The organism is Longimicrobium sp. (assembly GCF_036399255.1).
GTDB lineage: Bacteria > Gemmatimonadota > Gemmatimonadetes > Longimicrobiales > Longimicrobiaceae > Longimicrobium.
Genome location: NZ_DASWNM010000167.1, coordinates 1 through 3,281 on the forward strand (window position 1 = coordinate 1; position 3,281 = coordinate 3,281).

4 protein-coding genes and 1 rRNA gene are annotated in these 3,281 nt (G+C 69.9%); all 5 read right to left on the reverse strand.

The window, feature by feature from the left end; all coding sequences use genetic code 11:
* Positions 1-68: 68 nt before the first annotated feature.
* Positions 69-695: a zinc-ribbon domain-containing protein gene (locus tag VGC13_RS31985; RefSeq protein WP_331129422.1), complete on the reverse strand. Its 627-nt coding sequence runs from the start codon at positions 693-695 to the stop codon at positions 69-71.
* On the reverse strand, positions 692-1,696 hold the full coding sequence (locus VGC13_RS31990) for a GGDEF domain-containing protein (RefSeq protein WP_331129423.1): 1,005 nt from the start codon (positions 1,694-1,696) through the stop codon (positions 692-694). Before VGC13_RS31990 ends, VGC13_RS31985 begins: the two co-directional genes overlap by 4 nt.
* 82 nt (positions 1,697-1,778) lie before the next feature.
* Positions 1,779-1,964 (reverse strand): Trm112 family protein, encoded by a 186-nt coding sequence (locus VGC13_RS31995; protein WP_331129424.1) that lies wholly within the window; start codon positions 1,962-1,964, stop codon positions 1,779-1,781.
* Positions 1,961-2,923 (reverse strand): GTPase Era, encoded by a 963-nt coding sequence (gene era, locus VGC13_RS32000; RefSeq protein ID WP_331129425.1) that lies wholly within the window; start codon positions 2,921-2,923, stop codon positions 1,961-1,963. Before era ends, VGC13_RS31995 begins: the two co-directional genes overlap by 4 nt.
* 237 nt (positions 2,924-3,160) lie before the next feature.
* A 5S ribosomal RNA gene (gene rrf, locus VGC13_RS32005) occupies positions 3,161-3,277 on the reverse strand.
* Positions 3,278-3,281 lie beyond the last annotated feature (4 nt).

The following is a 3,281-nucleotide window of genomic DNA, read 5'->3' on the forward strand; positions in this document are numbered from 1 at the left end:
TAGAGAAGGGGAGACTACCTTCCGCACTCACGCACTCCCGCACTCACGCACTTCCGCACTCACGCACTTCAAAACACCGCCTGCCCCTTCGCCAGGATCTGGTTCAGCGCCTCGCGAAAGTGGGGGGTGCTCTTCGCGGTGTCGTTGCCCACCTGCCCCACGTACTCCTCCCAGCTCTTCTTGATCTCTTCCAGGAACTCGCGCTTCAGCGTGCCGTTGGCCAGCGCCTGGTCCCGCCGCTCCGGGTGGTACGTCACGATGTCCGACACCAGCGCCCGCGCCAGCCGCCGCGCCTTGGCGTCGGGATCGGACGACCCGAACGGCGATCCGGAACGCTGCGGGGCCGCAGTCGCCGGACGCGGCGCGGGAGGCGCGGGCGTCGGAGCCGGAACGGACGCAGGCGCCGGAGTCGGCTGGGGCGCCGGCGTCGGAGCAGCGGGCGCGGGAGACGGAGCGGCGGCGGGCCCCGGCTGGGGAGCCGGGGCGGCGACGGGCGCGGCGGCCGGGACGGTGGCCTCGGCCGGCTGGGGAGCGGCCTGCTGCATCGCCTGCGGCTGCCGCGGCGCGGCGTCAGACGAGGCGGAGAGGTCGAAGACGCCGCGGCAGATGGAGCAGCGGACGCGGACGCCGGCGGCGGGGACCTTTCGGGGGTCTACCCGGAACACGGTGCTGCAGTGCGTGCACTGGACGTTCATGAACCTTGCGACCCCGCGTCTGTTCGGTTGTCTTCCTCGCCCGGCGCGGCGGGGTCCCACGGCCCGCCGTGCCGCCGGTCCACCACGTAGATGGAGCCGGAGAAGGTCTTGGCGTACGCCTTCATCTCCGTCGCCAGCTCGCTGATCTGCGCCGTGTGCACGAAGCTGCGGTGCTCGTTGGTCACCACGCCGATCGACAGCGTCATCAGCGGCACCTCGTACTCCTCGCCCCGCCGGTCCTTGCCCACGAAGAAGCCGCGCCGCTGGTCCTCCTCGGCATAGTGCAGGGGGATGAGCTCGCTGAACACCGAGATCACCTCTTCGCAGCAGCTCCGGAACTCGGCCAGCGGCGCGTTGAAGATGAAGTCGTCGCCGCCGATGTGGCCCACGAACGACCCCTGCGAGTGCGCCCGCACCACGTCGCGCAGAATGCGCGACAGGATGAGGATGACCCGGTCGCCGTTGTTGTAGCCGTAGCGGTCGTTGAACTCCTTGAAGTGGTCCAGGTCGGCATAGCAGACGGCGAACTTTTCTCCCGAGCGCAGCCGCTCGGCGATGTCGCGCTCGATCTGCACCGTGCCCGGCAGGAGCGTGGTGGGGTGCACGCTCACGTCCCGCTCCGCCCGCCGCAGCGCCATCCGCAGCCGCAGCTCGCACTCGCGCTCGCTGAGCGCGTAGCCCAGCACCTCGTCCGCCCCCGCCTCGAGCGCCACGGCCGCCGCGTCGTCGCCGCCGCCGTTGCAGGCCAGGTACATGATGACGGGCACCACCGACGTGAACGCCTCGCCCTTGATGGCCGCGCACACGCGCAGCGCCACCTCGGCGTCGGGCGAGGCGTCCAGGACGAGCGCGGCGGGGTACGCGCGCCCCACGCGGGCCGCCAGGTCCTCCTCGCCCGACGCGTCCACCACGGGAAAATCCCGCTCCGCGGCATACAGCCGGACCACCTCGGGGGCGGGCCGGCCGTGCGGCGAGTAGTGCAGGATCACGCGCTGGGACATGGATGCGGGCCAGGGGGACGCAGGGACGACGGGCGGGACGATTCTACCGGACCGGGCGTGAGGCTGTCAAACGCGCGGCCGCTCACGACGGCGCGGCGGCGGCGTCCAGCGGCTTCGCCTCGTCGATGAGCAGGATGGGAATGCCGTCGCGCACCTCGTAGCGCAGCCGGTCGCGCGCGCACACCAGCGACTCCGGACTCTGCTCGTGCCGCAGCTCGCCCTTGCACTTTGGACAGACGAGCAGCTCCAGCAGCCACGGCTCGATCACTTGCGTTGCTCCGATTTGGGGATCTGGAACCCGAAGCGCTGCAGCGCCACGGGGTCCCGGCGCCAGCGCGGCAGCACCTTGACCCACAGGTCCAGGTACACCGGCGCGCCCACGAACTCCTCGATCTTCTCGCGCGACACCTGCCCCAGCCGGCGGATGGCCGCCCCCCCGCTGCCGATGATGATGGCCTTTTGCGTGGGGCGCTCCACGTAGATCGTGGCGCGGATGTACACGGGCGTGGCCGCCTCGCGGTACTCGTCGACCTTTACCGCGACGCTGTACGGCACTTCCTTCTCGAACATCTCGAAGGCCGTCTCGCGCACCAGCTCGGCCACGAAGAAGCGCACCGGCTGCGACGAGACGTCGTCTTCGGGAAACAGGAACGGCGACACCGGCAGCCGTCCCGCGATCTCCCCCCGCAGCGCCTGCACCCCTTCGCCCGTGAGCGCCGAGAGCGCCACCGGCTCCACGCCGAAGCGCTCCCGCGACCACTCGCCCACCCGCGCCAGCAGCCCCGGCCGCGCCAGGTCCGTCTTGTTGCTGACGACGATGAGCGAGCGGGCGCGCTGCAGCAGCCCCAGCACGTCGTCCGAGAACTCGGGCACGCCGGCCGAGGCGGCCGCATCCACCAGCAGCAGCACCACGTCGGCGTCGGTGATGACGTCCATGGCCTGGTGCAGCATGGCCTTGTGCAGCAGGTAGCGCGGCTCGACCAGCCCCGGCGTGTCGACGAACACCATCTGCACGCCGTCGCGGGTGTCGATGCCCAGCACCCGTTCGCGCGTGGTTTGCGCCAGCGGCGTGACGATGCTGAGCTTCTGCTCCACCAGCTGGTTCATCAGCGACGACTTGCCGGCGTTGGGATACCCCACCAGCGCCACGTACCCCGCGCGGGTCTCCACCGGCGCGGCGTCCGCGGCGGGCGCTGCCTCCGCCGGTTCGATGTCGTCCTGGTCCATGCGCGAATCTACCCCCGGAAATCGTACCCGCGCAAGTAAACCCTGCGTTGAACCCCTACAGATGAAAAGCGAGGGGGTACAGAGGAGCAGAGCACAGCCAGAGGAGCAGAGGGAACTGGTTTCCTCTGTATTTCTGGTTGTTCTCTGTTCCTCTGTACCCCCTCGCAGTTCTTCGTGGCGGAAACGACAAACGCCCGCTCCGATCACGAATGATCAGAGCGGGCGTTTGTTAGTATAGGCCGGCGGCGCCGTACTCTCCCACCGGGTGGCCCCGGCAGTACCATCCGCGCAGCGGGTTTTCACTTCCGAGTTCGGGATGGGATCGGGTGGATCCCCCGCGCCATAGCCACCGGCCATA